Origin of the sequence: Streptomyces sp. CA-135486 (genome assembly GCF_050936555.1) — a bacterium.
GTDB lineage: Bacteria > Actinomycetota > Actinomycetes > Streptomycetales > Streptomycetaceae > Streptomyces.
On sequence record NZ_JBNJMM010000002.1, the window covers coordinates 1,676,950 to 1,690,810 of the forward strand.

Genomic DNA, 13,861 nt, shown 5'->3' on the forward strand with positions numbered 1-13,861 from the left:
CTACGGTTCACCACTGACAGTGCTCACGTGGTTTTTCGGCAGCATCCGCGGCCGTCGCGGGACACCTTCTACGTCCTGACCTTCAGCAGCAGCACCGACCGGGCCGGCACCGTCAGCGTCTCCCCGCCCCCGTGCACCGTTCCCGGCGCCGCCTGCTGGTCCTCCCGCGAGGTGTCGACCACCAGCTCGTACGTCTGCGCCCAAGGCGGGCCGGGGAGCTGGAAGCCCGTCGGGCGGTCCGCCGCGTGCAGGATCGTCAGGAAGCTGTCGTCCGTCACCTCCGCCCCCCGCGCGTCACGTCCCGGGATGTCGAGGCCCGACAGATAGAGCGCCAGCGTCGACGCCGGTGCGTACCAGTCCTGTTCCGTCATCTCCGTGCCGTGCGGCGTGAACCAGGCCAGGTCCCGCAGGCCGTCCGCCGCATGGGCGCGGCCCGAGAAGAAGGCGCGGCGGCGCAGCACCGGGTGATGGTGGCGCACGGCCAGCAGCCGGGTGGTCAGCTCCAGCACCCCGCGCGGTCCTGGGCGTTCCAGCAGGGACCAGTCCAGCCAGCTCACCTCGCTGTCCTGGCAGTACGCGTTGTTGTTGCCGCCCTGCGTACGGCCCATCTCGTCGCCCGCCACCAGCATCGGTACGCCCGTCGACACGAGCAGAGTGGTCAGCAGATTGCGCACCTGGCGCCGCCGCAGTGCGTTGATGTGCGGATCGTCCGTCTCGCCCTCCGCGCCGCAGTTCCAGGACCGGTTGTCGTTCGTGCCGTCGCGGTTGCCCTCCCCGTTGGCCTCGTTGTGCTTCTGCTCGTAACTGACCAGGTCGCGCAGGGTGAACCCGTCGTGCGCGGTGACGAAGTTGATGGAGGCGTACGGCCGCCGCCCGCCCCAGGCGTACAGATCGCTGGACCCCGAGAGCCGGTATCCCAGATCGCGTACGTCGGGGAGCGCGCCGCGCCAGAAGTCCCGTACGGCGTCCCGGTACCGGTCGTTCCACTCGGTCCACAGCGGGGGGAACGCGCCCACCTGGTAGCCGCCGTTGCCCACGTCCCAAGGCTCGGCGATCAGCTTGACGCGCCGCAGCACCGGGTCCTGGGCGATGACCGCGAGAAAGGGGGAGAGCATGTCGACGTCGTGCATGGAGCGGGCCAGCGCCGCCGCCAAATCGAAACGGAAGCCGTCGACACCCATCTCGGTCACCCAGTAGCGCAGCGAATCGGTGATCAGCCGCAGCACATGTGGCTTCACCACATGCAGGGTGTTGCCGCAGCCGGTGTAGTCCGCATACGCCCGGGCGTCCGACTGGAGCCGGTAGTAGCCGCGGTTGTCGATGCCGCGCAGGGACAGCGTCGGCCCCAGCTGACCCGCCTCCGCAGTGTGGTTGTAGACCACATCGAGGATCACCTCGATCCCGGCGGCGTGCAGCGCCCGCACCATCCGTTTGAACTCGCCTACCTGCTCACCGCGGGTCCCGCTCGCCGAGTAGGCGGCATGGGGCGCGAAGTAGCCGATGGAGTTGTAGCCCCAGTAGTTGCGCAGCCCGCGCTTGAGCAGATGGTCCTCGTGGGCGTACTGGTGCACGGGGAGCAGTTCGACCGCGGTGACTCCGAGCCGTACGAGATGACCGATCGCCGCCGGATGGGCAAGGCCGGCGTAGGTGCCCCGCAGCTCCTGCGGAATGTCGGGATGGAGCTTGGTGAAGCCGCGCACATGCAGTTCGTAGATGACCGAGTCCGCCCACGGGGTCTTGGGCCTGCGGTCGTCCGACCAGTCGTCGTCATCGTGGACGACGACGCCCTTGGGTACGAACGGGGCCGAGTCCCGGTCGTCGCGCACCGTGTCGGCGACATGCTGCTGCGGCCAGTCGCGCACATGCCCGTACACTTCGGCGGGCAGCTCGCAGTAGTCGTTCCCCCGGCCCGCGTCCACCGCGCGTGCGTACGGATCGAGCAGCAGCTTCGCGGGGTTCCAGCGGGCGCCCGTCCACGGGTCCCAGCGCCCGTGCACCCGGAAGCCGTACCGCTGCCCCGGCCGGATCCCGGGCACGAAACCGTGCCAGATCTCATGGGTCAGCTCGGTCAGCGGCAGCCGCGTCTCCACCCCCGAGTCGTCGAAGAGGCACAGCTCGGCCGCCTCAGCTCCGCCCGCCCAGAGCGCGAAGTTGGTCCCCGCGACCCCGTCGGGGCCGACCCGGAAACGGGCCCCGAGCGGCGTCGGCGCGCCCGGCCACACCGATGGCCTGCCGGTGCCCGGCTCCCGGTGGCGGCCGTTGACTCCGGCCGTGGTTCCGGCCGTGTCCCCGGCCGCCAGGAGTGGGCCGGGGAGGTCGCCCGGCACCTCCTCCTGCACTGTCTCCTGCTCGGCTGCGCTCGACACCTGCCGGCCTCCCGCGGCTCGTCGGGCCCCGCTGACGTGAAGGGGCTCACGGCGTCCCGGCCGCAGCGTCCCACGCGTGGTCCTCCCACCTGTTCTGCCCGCGCTGCTCCTGTCCCAACATGGCCCTGCACTCACGTTTCCCCTGGAGGGGCTGGTCGTTGGGCGGTATGTGAAACACGTACTGAAGCGGGCAGGACAGGGCATGACCTTCGCCCTGGCATGGGCAGGACTGATGGCCGGGCTCACCGGCTGCACCGGCGGGGACCTCGACATCGGCAACAAGCCGCGGTCGGCCGCTGACGTCATCCGAGTGACCCCCGAGGACGGCGCGAAGGGGGTCGGCCCCCAGGGCCCTCTCGAGGTGCGACTGCCCAGCGGGCGTCTCGAGCGGGTCAAGGTGGTGCAGATCGAGGACGCTCAGCCCACCGAGATCCACGGTCTGATCTCCGAGGACGGCCTGCGCTGGACTCTGGACCGCGGCACCCGGCTGGACCTCGCCGCCAAGTACAGCGTCGACGTGGTCGCCCTGGACGCGCACGGCCATCGCTCGGCCCGCCACACCACGTTCACCACCCGGGTCCCCGAGCGCCGGTTCATCGGCTACTTCAAGCCGGAGAACCGCGCGACCGTGGGCACCGGAATGATCGTCTCCTTCGACTTCAACCGGGAGATCGAGAACCGCGCGGCCGTCCAGCGCGCCATCCGCGTCAGCTCGGAGCCGCCGGTCGAGATCGTCGGCCACTGGTTCGGCAAGGAGCGCCTGGACTTCCGCCCGCGGGAGTACTGGAAGCCGGGCACCAGGGTCACGGTCGACCTGCGGCTGCGCGACGTCGAGGCGGCGCCCGGGGTCTACGGCATCCAGCAGCGGACCATCGCCTTCACCGTGGGCCGCTCGCAGGTCTCACTGGTCGATGCGAAGGCGCACACCATGGAGGTCCGGCGCGACGGGGGGATCCTGGCGAAGGTGCCCATCACGGCCGGGGCGCCCAAGTCGACCACGTACAACGGAAAGATGGTGGTCGCGGAGATGTTCGACGTGACCCGGATGAACGGTGCGACGGTCGGCTTCAAGAAGCGGAACGGAAAGGGCGAGTACGACATCAAGGACGTCCCGCACGCCATGCGGCTGACCGACTCGGGCACCTTCATCCACGGCAACTACTGGGCGGCGTCAGAAACCTTCGGCTCGGTGAACGTCTCGCACGGCTGTGTCGGACTGCGTGATGTGAAGGGCGGCAGTGAGGACACCCCGGCCGGCTGGTTCTTCGACCGGACCCTGATCGGCGATGTGATCGAGGTCGTCAACTCGAAGGACAAAAAGGTCGATCCCAGCAATGGTCTCAGTGGCTGGAACCTGGGCTGGCAGGAGTGGAAGGCAGGTTCCGCGCTGAACTGACCCTCGCCACGACCTCGCTGACCTGCTGGACCCGCACCGCTTCAGATGAGCTCCCCGGACAAGTTGGGACTGAACGGTGACATTCGTGGGGACGATCCACTACCCACGGTGTGATTATCTATCGCCGTGCGTGCGTGAGGCGCGCGGGGGTGCGGGCCGTGGCGGGGCCAGGCCGTGCGAGGGGAGAGACCATTTTGAACGGGCAGCCGATATCGGGGGCGTCGGCCAGGGGCTTCGGCGGACGTAGGCGTGGGGGCGCCGCTGTGCCGGCTCTGGTGCTGAGTGCGTTGCTGCTGCTGGTCACGGCGTGCGGGGGCGGCGACGACAAGGGCAGCGACGGCAAGGGCGGGAAGGACGGCGGGAAGGTCGGCAACGCGGCCTCCCAGGCGGTGGTGACCATAGCGCCCAAGGACGGCGCCTCCTCGGTCGCCACCAGCGGTGTACTCAAGGTCACCGCGGCCAAGGGCAAGCTGGTCACGGTCACGGTCCAGGACGACAAGGGCGCCGCAGTCGAGGGCAAGGTCGCCGCGGACGGCGCCAGTTGGCAGCCGCTGCAGCATCTGGCGGGCTCCACCAAGTACAAGGTGCACGCGGTCGCGAAGGACGCGGACGGCCGTGAGTCGGCGAAGGACACCAGCTTCACCACGCTCGTTCCGAAGAACACCTTCATCGGGCAGTACACGCCCGAGGACGGTTCGACGGTCGGCGTCGGCATGCCGGTCTCGATCAACTTCACCCGCGGCATCACCAACCCCGAGGCCGTCGAGAAGGCCATCAAGGTGACCGCGCTGCCGGCGGTGCCGATCGAGGGCCACTGGTTCGGCAACGACCGCCTCGACTTCCGGCCGGAGAAGTACTGGGCGGCGGGCACCAAGGTGACCGTGAAGCTCAATCTGGACGGCGTCGAGGGCCGCCCCGGTGTGTACGGCAAGCAGTCCAGGACGGTGAAGTTCACCATCGGCCGCAGCCAGGTCTCCACCGTGGACGCGAAGGAGCACCGGATGAAGGTCGTCCGGGACGGCAAGCAGATCAAGGACATCCCGATCACCGCAGGCGCGCCGTCGACCACCACGTACAACGGTGAGATGGTCATCAGCGAGAAGTACAAGGTGACCCGGATGAACGGCGCCACCGTCGGCTTCGGCGGCGAATACGACATCAAGGACGTGCCGCACGCGATGCGTCTGTCCAACTCGGGCACGTTCGTGCACGGCAACTACTGGGCCTCGTCCGGGACCTTCGGATCGGCGAATGTCAGCCACGGCTGTGTGGGCCTGCGCGACGCACGCGGCGCGGGGGACAGCGGCACCCCGGCGGCCTGGTTCTTCGACAGCTCGATCATCGGCGACGTGGTGATCGTGAAGAACTCCAAGGACAAGCAGATCTCCCCGGAGAACGGTCTGAACGGCTGGAACATGTCCTGGGCCGAGTGGATCAAGTAACACCTTCGCCCGACGGGCCCGGTGCTGTGAGCAACAGCACCGGGCCCGTTCGCGTTAACGGGGACTAACCTCGCCCTCATGACTGTTTCTCTCGAGGTCTCCGAAGGCATCGGCACCATCCGTCTCGACCGCCCTCCGATGAACGCGCTGGACATCGCCGTCCAGGACCGGCTGCGCGAGCTGGCAGAGGAGGCGACGCGCCGTGACGACGTACGGGCCGTGATCCTTTACGGCGGCGAGAAGGTGTTCGCGGCCGGAGCGGACATCAAGGAGATGCAGGCCATGGACCACGCGGCGATGGTCGTACGGTCCCGGGCCCTGCAGGACTCCTTCACCGCCGTCGCCCGTATCCCCAAGCCGGTCGTCGCCGCCGTCACCGGCTATGCGCTGGGCGGCGGTTGCGAACTGGCGCTCTGTGCCGATTTCCGGATCGCCGCGGACAACGCCAAGCTCGGCCAGCCGGAGATCCTGCTCGGGCTGATTCCGGGCGCCGGTGGCACCCAGCGACTGTCCCGGCTGATCGGTCCCTCCAAGGCCAAGGACCTGATTTTCACCGGTCGCATGGTGAAGGCGGACGAGGCGCTGGGGCTGGGCCTGGTGGACCGTGTGGTCCCCGCCGCAGAGGTGTACGAGCAGGCGCACGCCTGGGCCGCGAAGCTGGCGCAGGGGCCGGCGCTGGCGCTGCGTGCCGCCAAGGAGTCCGTCGACGCGGGTCTTGAGACGGACATCGAGACGGGCCTTGCCATCGAACGGAACTGGTTCGCGGGCCTGTTCGCGACGGAGGACCGCGAGCGCGGGATGCGCAGTTTTGTGGAGGAGGGTCCTGGTAAGGCCAAGTTCCTCTGAATTCAGTCCTGTTGGGCGCTTGCGCATTCGGCGTCAACCCTGTGTGTGGCTTAGCTGAGTCTTAAGACAGTCTTAAGTACCCTCGGCCCGCTGCTCTTTGCGATCATTCATAAGCAAGGCGTCAGTGCAGCTCACGATGGGCATCAGGGCTGGTATGCGGCCACAGTCATATGCCAATGGGTCTCCCCGGAACAGCTGGTTCCGGGGGCCCTATTCCGCTGGAACGGCCCCGACGGTCACTCTTTGCGGCCATGATGGAGGCATGGCGGGCCTCGAAGATGTGGATCAGCCGCGGCAGCGCGGCAGCTCTGCCGCGGCGCGGTGGGCGCCCGTGGTCGAGGACGAACAGGGGCTCAAGGCGCTGGAGTTGCTCGGCAATCCCACGGACGAGGAAGTGCGACTCCCCTCCCGCCCCGAGTCCGCCGCCACCGCCCGGCGACTCACCCAGTGCGTGGTGCTGCGTCAGTGGGCGCTTCCCGCGCAGACCGCCGAGCACGCGGTGTTACTGGTGTCGGAGCTCGTGGGCAACGCCGTACGACACACCGGCGCGCGGGTCTTCGGGCTGCGGATGCAGCGCCGCCGCGGCTGGATCAGGATCGAGGTCCGCGATCCCTCGCGCGGTCTGCCGTGTCTGATGCCGGTCCAGGAGCTGGACACCAGCGGCCGCGGGCTCTTTCTTGTCGACAAGCTCTCCGACCGGTGGGGCGTGGATCTGCTGCCGCGCGGCAAGACCACCTGGTTCGAGATAAGGGTCACCGACCGCTGACACACAGAAGCCCCCTTGGCGGGGGCTTCTGCGGAGCGCCGTGAATCGGGGGGGTGTATCCACGGCGGCTTGCGACGACCTGGCCCGGGTCAATGGGGGTCGTGTCACCGACTATGGCAGACGGGGGCTCTCTCGCCAAAAGTCCTTACACGGACATAGGTCAGCAAACGACGCTATATTGGATATGAATCGTAGGTGAGATGGGCCACCTGCCTCGCAAATAGTGAATGAATATGAAGTCGGGCGAGTGATTCCTTGATTGCCCGACTGGTGGGTCGATGCTGTCGGTGGTGACCGGCAGGCGCCCAGAATTGGGTCAATCGTTATATTTTGCCCGCTTCGCCCCTACTGTGCTTTCCCGTGACCCCGATCGACCGCCGCGGCGCACTGCGCGCCGGAGCGGGAGCCGTCGCCGCGGGCGCCCTCGCCTCGGGCTGCACCGGCAGCGGTCCCGCTCCGGCGTCCCCTGCCGCCCCGGCCCCGCCGTCCCGCCCTGCCCCGGCGCCGCCGTCTCGTTCCGCCCGCCCGGCATCCGCCCCCCGCCGCTTTCCCGGCCGGCCCGCCCAGATCGCGCACGGCCCGCGCGAGCGGGACCGGGTGGCCCTGACCTTCCACGGCCAGGGTGACCCGGCCACCGCCCAGGCCCTGCTCGCCGAGGCCGAGCGGGCGGGCGCCCGCGTCACCGTGCTCGCCGTCGGCAGCTGGCTCGACCAGTACCCGCAGATCGCCCGCCGGATCCTCGACGGCGGTCATGACCTCGGCAATCACACCCAGCGGCATCTGGCCGTCTCGACGATGCCCGAGACCGAGGCATACGCCGAGATCACCGACTGTGCCGAGAGACTGCGCCGGCTCACCGGCTCCGTCGGCACCTGGTTCCGCCCCTCCCGTGCGAAGGACGCGACACCTCTCGTCACCAGACTCGCCGCCCGGGCGGGCTACCCGCACGTCCTCTCGTACGACGTCGACTCCCTCGACTTCACCTCACCCGGCGCCGCCGCCGTCATCGGCAATGTCACCGGGCAGATCCAGCGCGGATCGGTGGTGAGCCTGCACTTCGGCTATGCGGACACGGTCGCCGCGCTGCCCGCCATCCTCGACGACCTCCACCGCCGTGGACTGCGCGCGGTGACCACCACGGAGCTGCTGAGCTGATGCACCCGACGACTTCCCTCGCCAAGAGAACCACCCGGCGGACCGCCGGGAGAATCGCCATGAGGAGCGCAACGCGGGCCGCCGCGCTGTTCGCCGGCGCACTGCTCGCCCTCCTCGCGGGCTGCGGCTCACCTCCGGCCAGGACGGAGGCGCTCGACACCAAGGCCGCCGTGCCGCCCGACGGGCCCAAGAAGGCCGCCCCGGCCGGGCTGCCCGGTATGCCTCCGGTGCTCGACCCGAAGGACATCTACACGGCGGACCGGCCGGGTCAACTCTCGCCGGTGGTCCGGGACTTCCCGTCGCGGGTGTACGTCCCCAACACCAACTCCAACTCCGTCTCGGTCATCGACCCCACGACGTACAAGGTCATCGAGACGATCCCGGTCGGTGTCCAGCCGCAGCACGTCGTCCCGTCCTGGGACATGAAGACGCTCTGGGTCAACAACAACCGCGGCCATACGCTCACTCCGATCGACCCGGCCACCGGAGTCGCGGGCAAACCGGTCGAGGTGCACGACCCGTACAACCTCTACTTCACGCCCAACGGCAAGTACGCCATCGTCATGGCATCGCTGGACCGTGAACTCGTCTTCCGCGATCCGCACACCATGAGCCCCCTCAAGGTCACCCCGGTCTCCTGCTACGGCGTCAACCACACGGACTTCTCCGCGGACGGCAAGTACTTCATCGTCTCCTGCGAGTTCTCCGGCGAGCTGCTCAAGGTGGACACGGAGAAGATGGAGGTCATCGGCCAGCAGAAGCTGCCCTTCCACGGCGCGATGCCGCAGGACGTGAAGATCTCCCCGGACGGCAAGACCTTCTACATCGCCGACATGATGGCGCACGGTGTGTGGGTGCTCGACGGCGCGAACTTCACCACGCCCCTGCTGCTGCCCACCGGCAAGGGGTGCCACGGCCTCTACATCAGCCGGGACTCCAGGGTGATGTACATCTCCAACCGTGGCGAGGGATCCGTCTCGATCTTCGACTTCGCGCAGGACAGGCTGACCGACAAGTGGTGGCTGCCGGACGGCGGCAGCCCCGACATGGGCGGTGTGTCGGCGGACGGCAAGGTGCTGTGGCTGTCCGGGCGTTACAACTCCGAGGTGTACGCGATCGACACCACGACCGGCAGGCAGCTGGCGCGTATCCCGGTGGGCAGCGGCCCGCACGGACTGGCGGTCTATCCGCAGCCGGGACGCTACTCGCTGGGCCACACGGGCGTCTTCCGCTGACCGTGGCCGGCCCCGGACCCCCGCCTCAATCGCCGGCGGGGCTGAAATTTCAGCCCGTACGGCGATTGAGGACACGCCCGAAGGGCGTGCGCTTCAGCCGTTCCAGGCTGAGGTTCCGCCACGGGCGCACGCGTCCGTCGGGCTCCGCCCCGAGCCCCGCGCCTCAATCGCCGGCGGGGCTTGAAGGTGTCAGCCGGCCATGAACAGTGCCTCCGAGCCCACCGGCCGGAAGCCCGCCGCCTGGAAGGTCCGCACGCTGCGCGCGTTGCCGGGCGACTGCTGGGCCCACAGAACCGAGTCCGGCACCAGATGACGGGCAGCCGTCGCCAGCGCCAGGCCGAGGCCCCGGCCGCGCGCCTGGTCGTCCACCTCGATCGCGGTCTCCCAACGGCTGGCCACCCCCCGGCCAAGGATCAGCACACCGCCCTCGGCGGCCCACACCCGTACGCCGTCGCGGTACTTCATGGCCCGCGCGACCCGCGTGTGATCCGGGTCCTCGATCTCACGCAGCTCGAGCTCGGGCCGGCCGGGCAGCGCCGGGGCGACCGTCACCAGGTCGATGGTGTTCATCGAGCGGCCGGTGCGGGCCAGCATCGCGGCCAGGAACGACGGGTTCATCGCGGCTGCCAGCCGGTCGGAGTCGGTCGCGGCGAGCTCGGCCCGTACCCACTCCGGATCCTCGTCCGTGAAGATCACCGAGTGCGCGGTGAAGGCCAGTACTCCGGCGTCGCGGGCGTTCGGCTGCCCGATCACCGTCGTACAGCCGTCCGGGGGCGGGAACTCCCCGGCCGCCGCGGCTGCCAGGATCCTCGCCAGTGCCTCGCTCATTCCGGGTCCCTTTCTCCTTGTGAGTCTCCACCCGCGGAGGCCCAGGTCTCTCCCTTGAGGACGTAGGACGGGTGCATGCGGGTGAGCGGAGCGTGGGCCGATAATCTGACCCCGTCAGTAGTGCACGAAGAAGGGGCGGAAGCAGTGGCGGACATCGAAGAGGCGCGCAGGGCGTTCGAGCGGTACGACCTGAACGGCGACGGCCTGATCACGGCGGCGGAGTACAAGAGCGTGATGGCGCAGCTGGGCGACTTCCATGTCACCGAGACGGTCGCCGAGGCAGTGATCAGGACGAAGGACGCGAACGGCGACGGTCAGCTGACGTTCGAGGAGTTCTGGGACTCGCTGAACAAGGCCTGATTCACCTGGGGACCCCTCCCGGGCCGAAGGCTCTGGAGGAGGCCCCGGCCCGCCGGGGACCGCCGGCGCTGCGGCCGCTCAGTCAGCCGCGAGCGCCGCCTCCAGCGTCGGCAGTGTGCCGAACGCCTCCAGCAGCCCTCCTGCCCGGAACACCCGCAGGACCGCCGGGCCGTCGCACACCACCCACATCCGCCCGTCGTTCTCGTCGGTGCGCCGCCGCGCCCCGCACAACAGCGCAAGGCCGGAGCAGTCGAAGAACGCCACATGCGTCAGGTCGACCACCACTTGGTGCTCGCGTATGGCGGTGACGACATCCAGATACGCCCCGATCAGCGTGGCCGCGGCAATGTCGATCTCACCGTGCAGCTCGACGACCGTACGGGTACGGCTGCGGTAGACGCGGCCGTACGGCCCCGGAAGGGGCACGCGTAAGTCGTACGAGCTGGAAGTCAGCCCCTCGGTCATGGCTGTGCCTCCTTGCTGCGGCGGGCGTGGTCTGGCGGCCGGGAGCCTGGGTGAACAGGACCCGACACTAGTGCGAGGCACTGGGGGCGCGGAGGAGAAAAAACGTTCGGAGCTCTCGAAACTCCCTCGTGCGGGTGAACTCTCGTGAACTGGCTTGACCGCCGAGGCGGGTGGCGGTGACGATCACCCGCCGATGTACTCCCCACCCACCCACTGACCCCTCGCTGAGCCCTGCCGCCGGGGTCTAGCACTCGATGATGTTCACCGCGAGGCCGCCGCGCGCGGTCTCCTTGTACTTCACCGACATGTCCGCGCCCGTGTCCTTCATCGTCTTGATGACCTTGTCCAGCGAGACCTTGTGGCTGCCGTCCCCGCGCATTGCCATCCTCGCCGCCGTCACGGCCTTCACCGCCGCCATGCCGTTGCGCTCGATGCACGGGATCTGGACCAGGCCGCCGACCGGGTCACAGGTCAGCCCGAGGTTGTGCTCCATGCCGATCTCGGCTGCGTTCTCGACCTGCTCGGGGGTGCCGCCGAGCACCTCCGCGAGTGCGCCCGCAGCCATCGAACAGGCGGAGCCGACCTCGCCCTGGCAGCCGACCTCGGCGCCCGAGATCGAGGCGTTCTCCTTGAAGAGCATGCCGATCGCGCCCGCGGCGAGCAGGAAGCGGACCACGCCCTCCTCGTCGGCGCCGGGCACGAAGTTCATGTAGTAGTGCAGCACCGCCGGGATGATGCCCGCGGCGCCGTTGGTGGGGGCGGTCACGACGCGCCCGCCCGCGGCGTTCTCCTCGTTCACGGCCATCGCGTACAGAGTGATCCACTCCATGGCGCGGGCCTGCGGGTCGCCCTCGGCGCGCAGCTGGCGCGCGGAGTTCGCCGCGCGGCGGCGGACCTTGAGGCCGCCGGGCAGGATGCCCTCGCGGGACATGCCGCGCGAGACACAGGCCTGCATGACCCGCCAGATCTCCAGGAGTCCCTCGCGGATCTCGTCCTCGGAGCGCCAGGCCTTCTCGTTGTCCAGCATCAGGGCGGAGATGGAGAGGCCGGTGTCCTTGGCCATCCGCAGCAGCTCGTCGCCGGTGCGGAAGGGGTGCTTCAGCACGGTGTCGTCGAGCACGATCCGGTCCTCGCCGACGGCGTCCTCGTCGACGACGAAGCCGCCGCCCACCGAGTAGTACGTCTTCTCCAGAACCGTTTCGCCCTTTGCGTCGTACGCGAAGACCGTCATGCCGTTGGCGTGGTACGGCAGCGCCTTGCGGCGGTGCAGGATCAGGTTCTTGTCGAAGTCGAAGTCGATCTCGTGCATGCCGAGGATGTTGATGCGTCCTCGCTGCTTGATCCGCTCCACCTGCTCGTCGGCGGTCTCGACGTCGACCGTACGGGGGGAATTGCCCTCAAGCCCGAGCAGGACTGCCTTCGGGGTGCCGTGGCCGTGGCCGGTCGCGCCCAGGGAGCCGAAGAGCTCGGCGCGTATCGCGGTGGTGTGGGCCAGCAGACCCTCGTTCTTGAGCCGCCGCGCAAACATGCGGGCGGCGCGCATCGGGCCCACCGTATGGGAGCTGGACGGGCCGATACCGATCGAGAACAGGTCGAAGACCGAGATGGCCACGGAGAACTCCTAGCGGGGTTGGTAGACGCCGTTGTCTGCCGGGTGGTGCAGAAGGCAGTACGTGGTGCGGGGCACCGCGCGCACGGTCCAGTGTGCGCGGTGCCCCATATGTTTTGCTTCGGGCTGTTACAGCCCAGGGTAAAGCGGGTGCTTCGCGGCCAGGGCGGTGACCCGGGTGCGCAGCGCCTCGGTGTCGTACGACGGCTTCAGCGCCTCGGCGATGATGTCCGCGACCTCGCGGAAGTCCTCGTCCTGGAAGCCGCGGGTGGCCAGCGCCGGGGTGCCGATCCGCAGACCCGAGGTGACCATCGGCGGCCGCGGGTCGTTCGGGATGGCGTTGCGGTTGACCGTGATGCCCACCTCGTGGAGCCGGTCCTCGGCCTGCTGGCCGTCCAGTTCGGAGTTGCGCAGGTCGACCAGGACCAGGTGCACGTCCGTGCCGCCCGACAGGACCGAGACCCCGTGCTCGGTCACATCGGCCTGGACCAGACGCTCGGCGAGGATCCGCGCGCCGTCCAGCGTGCGCTGCTGGCGCTCCTTGAAGTCGTCGGAGGCCGCGACCTTGAAGGAGACCGCCTTCGCCGCGATCACATGCTCCAGCGGACCGCCCTGCTGACCCGGGAAGACCGCGGAGTTGATCTTCTTGGCGAGCTCCTGCGTGGACAGGATGACGCCGCCGCGCGGACCGCCGAGGGTCTTGTGCGTGGTCGTGGTCACGACATGGGCGTGCGGCACGGGGTTGGGGTGCAGACCCGCGGCGACCAGACCCGCGAAGTGGGCCATGTCGACCATCAGATACGCGCCGACCTCGTCCGCGATCCGGCGGAAGGCCGCGAAGTCCAGCTGACGCGGGTACGCGGACCAGCCGGCCACGATCAGCTTCGGACGGGACTCCTTGGCGAGCCGCTCGACCTCGGCCATGTCGACCTGGCCGGTCTCGCTGTCCACGTGGTACGCGACCACGTTGTACAGCTTGCCGGAGAAGTTGATCTTCATTCCGTGGGTCAGATGACCGCCGTGGGCGAGGTTCAGACCCATGATCGTGTCGCCCGGCTTGAGCAGCGCGAACATCGCGGCCGCGTTCGCCTGGGCGCCCGAGTGCGGCTGGACGTTGGCGTGCTCGGCGCCGAACAGGGCCTTGATGCGGTCGATGGCGATCTGCTCGACGACATCGACGTGCTCGCAGCCGCCGTAGTAGCGACGGCCCGGGTAGCCCTCGGCGTACTTGTTGGTGAGGACGGAGCCCTGGGCCTCCATGACCGCGACCGGAGCGAAGTTCTCCGAGGCGATCATCTCGAGGGTGGACTGCTGGCGGTGGAGCTCGGCGTCGACAGCGGCGGCGACCTCCGGGTCCAGCTCATGGAGAGGGGTGTTGAGAAGCGACATCAGG

Annotated in this window: 12 protein-coding genes; 7 read left to right on the top strand and 5 right to left on the bottom strand. The window is 68.9% G+C overall.

Annotated features, from left to right (window positions below):
• Positions 1-68: 68 nt before the first annotated feature.
• Positions 69-2,366 (bottom strand): glycogen debranching protein GlgX, encoded by a 2,298-nt coding sequence (glgX, locus tag ACQEVG_RS27065; protein WP_432988450.1) that lies wholly within the window; start codon positions 2,364-2,366, stop codon positions 69-71.
• A 169-nt stretch (positions 2,367-2,535) separates the two neighbouring features.
• Here glgX and ACQEVG_RS27070 point away from each other — a divergent pair, with 169 nt between their 5' ends.
• The 6 genes from ACQEVG_RS27070 (at position 2,536) to ACQEVG_RS27095 (ending at position 9,206) form a co-directional block, all read left to right on the top strand.
• On the top strand, positions 2,536-3,762 hold the full coding sequence (locus tag ACQEVG_RS27070) for an Ig-like domain-containing protein (RefSeq protein ID WP_432988452.1): 1,227 nt from the start codon (positions 2,536-2,538) through the stop codon (positions 3,760-3,762).
• A 194-nt stretch (positions 3,763-3,956) separates the two neighbouring features.
• Positions 3,957-5,204, top strand: a complete 1,248-nt coding sequence (locus ACQEVG_RS27075; protein ID WP_432988454.1) for a L,D-transpeptidase — start codon at positions 3,957-3,959, stop codon at positions 5,202-5,204.
• 78 nt (positions 5,205-5,282) lie between these two features.
• The gene (locus ACQEVG_RS27080; protein WP_432988456.1) at positions 5,283-6,050 is read left to right on the top strand and encodes an enoyl-CoA hydratase/isomerase family protein; all 768 of its coding nucleotides are present in this window, start codon (positions 5,283-5,285) and stop codon (positions 6,048-6,050) included.
• Between the two features lie 262 nt (positions 6,051-6,312).
• Entirely contained in the window at positions 6,313-6,816 is a 504-nt protein-coding gene (locus tag ACQEVG_RS27085) for an ATP-binding protein (protein WP_432988458.1), read from the top strand.
• 360 nt (positions 6,817-7,176) lie between these two features.
• On the top strand, positions 7,177-7,971 hold the full coding sequence (locus ACQEVG_RS27090; protein WP_432988460.1) for a polysaccharide deacetylase family protein: 795 nt from the start codon (positions 7,177-7,179) through the stop codon (positions 7,969-7,971).
• Between the two features lie 59 nt (positions 7,972-8,030).
• Positions 8,031-9,206 (top strand): YncE family protein, encoded by a 1,176-nt coding sequence (locus tag ACQEVG_RS27095; protein WP_432988462.1) that lies wholly within the window; start codon positions 8,031-8,033, stop codon positions 9,204-9,206.
• Between the two features lie 189 nt (positions 9,207-9,395).
• Here the strand turns inward: ACQEVG_RS27095 and ACQEVG_RS27100 are convergent, their stop codons facing one another.
• Entirely contained in the window at positions 9,396-10,034 is a 639-nt protein-coding gene (locus tag ACQEVG_RS27100; protein ID WP_432988464.1) for a GNAT family N-acetyltransferase, read from the bottom strand.
• Between the two features lie 144 nt (positions 10,035-10,178).
• On the opposite strand from ACQEVG_RS27100, the gene ACQEVG_RS27105 reads away from it, so the two are divergent.
• Entirely contained in the window at positions 10,179-10,394 is a 216-nt protein-coding gene (locus tag ACQEVG_RS27105) for an EF-hand domain-containing protein (protein WP_432988466.1), read from the top strand.
• Positions 10,395-10,472: 78 nt separating this feature from the next.
• On the opposite strand, the gene ACQEVG_RS27110 is transcribed toward ACQEVG_RS27105, so the two are convergent.
• The 3 genes from ACQEVG_RS27110 to glyA form a co-directional block, all read right to left on the bottom strand.
• A complete protein-coding gene (locus ACQEVG_RS27110; protein ID WP_432988468.1) occupies positions 10,473-10,859 on the bottom strand; it encodes an STAS domain-containing protein in 387 nt (128 codons plus the stop codon).
• A 244-nt stretch (positions 10,860-11,103) separates the two neighbouring features.
• Positions 11,104-12,471 carry an L-serine ammonia-lyase gene (locus ACQEVG_RS27115; protein ID WP_432988470.1) on the bottom strand — a complete coding sequence of 456 codons (1,368 nt, stop codon included), beginning with the start codon at positions 12,469-12,471 and terminating at the stop codon, positions 11,104-11,106.
• 126 nt (positions 12,472-12,597) lie between these two features.
• Entirely contained in the window at positions 12,598-13,857 is a 1,260-nt protein-coding gene (glyA, locus tag ACQEVG_RS27120) for a serine hydroxymethyltransferase (RefSeq protein ID WP_432988472.1), read from the bottom strand.
• Positions 13,858-13,861 lie beyond the last annotated feature (4 nt).

Excerpts from the sequence above, each read along its gene's own strand:
- glyA (WP_432988472.1), bottom strand. The coding sequence starts at position 13,857 with ATGTCGCTTCTCAACACCCCTCTCCATGAGCTGGACCCGGAGGTCGCC.
- ACQEVG_RS27100 (WP_432988464.1), bottom strand. The coding sequence starts at position 10,034 with ATGAGCGAGGCACTGGCGAGGATCCTGGCAGCCGCGGCGGCCGGGGAG.
- ACQEVG_RS27110 (WP_432988468.1), bottom strand. The coding sequence starts at position 10,859 with ATGACCGAGGGGCTGACTTCCAGCTCGTACGACTTACGCGTGCCCCTT.
- ACQEVG_RS27085 (WP_432988458.1), top strand. The coding sequence starts at position 6,313 with ATGGCGGGCCTCGAAGATGTGGATCAGCCGCGGCAGCGCGGCAGCTCT.
- ACQEVG_RS27095 (WP_432988462.1), top strand. The coding sequence starts at position 8,031 with ATGAGGAGCGCAACGCGGGCCGCCGCGCTGTTCGCCGGCGCACTGCTC.
- ACQEVG_RS27080 (WP_432988456.1), top strand. The coding sequence starts at position 5,283 with ATGACTGTTTCTCTCGAGGTCTCCGAAGGCATCGGCACCATCCGTCTC.